The 2,000-nt window shown below is 65.9% G+C and carries 2 protein-coding genes; one reads left to right on the top strand and one right to left on the bottom strand.

Features of this window, described 5'->3' with window-relative positions:
• Positions 1-117 precede the first annotated feature (117 nt).
• Entirely contained in the window at positions 118-1,536 is a 1,419-nt protein-coding gene (locus tag ACYVDE_RS21235) for a glycoside hydrolase family 125 protein (protein WP_460503534.1), read from the top strand.
• A gap of 22 nt (positions 1,537-1,558) precedes the next feature.
• On the opposite strand, the gene ACYVDE_RS21230 is transcribed toward ACYVDE_RS21235, so the two are convergent.
• The coding region (locus tag ACYVDE_RS21230; protein ID WP_460503533.1) for a DsrE family protein at positions 1,559-2,000 on the bottom strand (442 nt) is incomplete at its 5' end.

The raw sequence follows: 2,000 nt of genomic DNA, 5'->3' as shown, positions 1-2,000 counted from the left end.
CAGGCAGAGGCGAGGCGCTTGGCATTACCTTCGGCCCTGCCACCGCTGGCCCCGCCCGGGCCGTCGCCCGGAGTTGCGGCCAGGTCTTATTCGCTCCGCTCTCATTTGCTTCATTGTATGAATCGCCGCGCCTTCACCCAACGCTTTTCTCTGCTCACTGCCAGCGCGTTGCTGCAGCCCTACGCCTTCGCGGGCGCGGCGCCGGCCTTTCCGGTGGTGCGGCCGGCGGCCGATAAGCGCCGCTTCCGCAGCCGGGCGGTAGAGGCGGCCATTGCCGAGTTCAAAAAGAAGGTGAAGGACCCGGAGCTGGGCTGGCTGTTCGAAAACTGCTTCCCCAGCACCCTCGATACCACCGTGACGCACACCACGCGCCAGGGCCGGCCCGATACCTACGTCATCACCGGCGACATCGACGCCATGTGGCTGCGCGACAGCTCGGCCCAGGTGTGGCCCTACCTGCATTTGGTGGCGAAAGACGCGGAGTTGCAGCAGCTGCTGGCCGGCGTCATCAACCGCCAGACGCGCTGCGTGCTGAAAGACCCCTACGCCAACGCGTTTTACGGCGACGACAGCCGGGTAGGGGAGTGGAAATCGGACCTGACCCAGATGCAGCCCGGCGTGCACGAGCGCAAGTGGGAAATCGACTCGCTCTGCTACCCCATCCGCCTGGCGTATCATTACTGGAAGAAAACCAACGACGCCCAGCCCTTCGATGCGCAGTGGCAGCAGGCCATCCGGCTCACGCTGCAAACCTTCCGCGAGCAGCAGCGCAAAGCCGGCCCGGGCCCCTACCACTTCCAGCGCGAAACCGCCAAGGCCACCGACACCCAGCCCCTGAACGGCTTCGGCTACCCCGTGCAGCCGGTGGGCCTCATCGCCTCGGCCTTCCGGCCCAGCGACGACGCCACGCTGTATTCCTTCCTCATTCCGAGTAACTTCTTCGCGGTGGTGAGCTTGCGGCAGGCTAGCGAAATGATGACGGCCCTGGCCCACGACGCGCAAACCGCCCGCGAGCTCACCGCCCTGGCCGACGAGGTGGCCGCCGCCCTGCGCCAGCACGCCGTGGTGAAGCACCCCCAGCACGGCGAGATATACGCCTACGAAGTCGACGGCTTCGGCAGCCACGTGCTTATGGACGACGCCAACGTGCCGAGCCTGGTGTCGTTGCCATACCTGGGCGCCGTGCCCGCCACCGACCCTGTGTACCAGAACACCCGCCGGTTTCTGCTGTCGGCCCACAACCCGTTCTTCTTCAAGGGAAAAGCCGCCGAGGGCATTGGCGGGCCGCACGTGGGCATGGACATGATTTGGCCCATTGCCCTCGTCACCCGCGGCCTCACCAGCACCGACGACGCCGAAATCCGCGCCTGCATTCAGAGCCTCAGGGCCACGCACGCCGGCACCGGCTACATGCACGAAGCCTTCCACAAAGACGACGCCCGCCGGTTCACCCGGCCGTGGTTTGCCTGGGCCAACACCATCTTCGGCGAGTTTCTGTGGAAGGTGTACCAAGAGAAGCCGCAGCTGCTGGCCTGAACAGTAGCTGCGGCGGCAGCTTTTACGGATGCACCAGCGCCCAGCCCTCGGCCTGGCGGATAATCAGCTCGCCGTTGCCGGTGGGCACGATGGAAATGTAGGGCAGCATGTCGTCTTTGGTCAGCTTGTAGGCTTTCATCGAGTTGGCGCACTGCGCCAGCACCACGCCCGCCTGCTGCAGGGCCAGCACGTCGGCCTCGTAGGGCTGGTCTTTTTTGAACACGGTGGTGCCGCGGCTGAACACCACCAGCTCCAGCTCCAGCTTGCCCTTGAGGCGCGGGTCGTCGAGGGCGTTTTTCATGTTGTGCAGCGTCTGGTTGATGAGCTTGGGGTCGTCGCTGTCGAGCTGGTACACGGCGCGGTAGTGCTTTTGCGTGGCCGGCGCCCCCTGGAAAGCGGCCGCTTTGGCCGCATAAGCTGCGTTGGGCGGGGTGAGGGTGGCCGCCGGGGCGGTGGCAGCGGCG

The organism is Hymenobacter agri, assembly GCF_054778495.1.
Note: the sequence above shows the minus strand (reverse complement) of the source record. Positions and strands in the feature narration are given on the sequence as shown.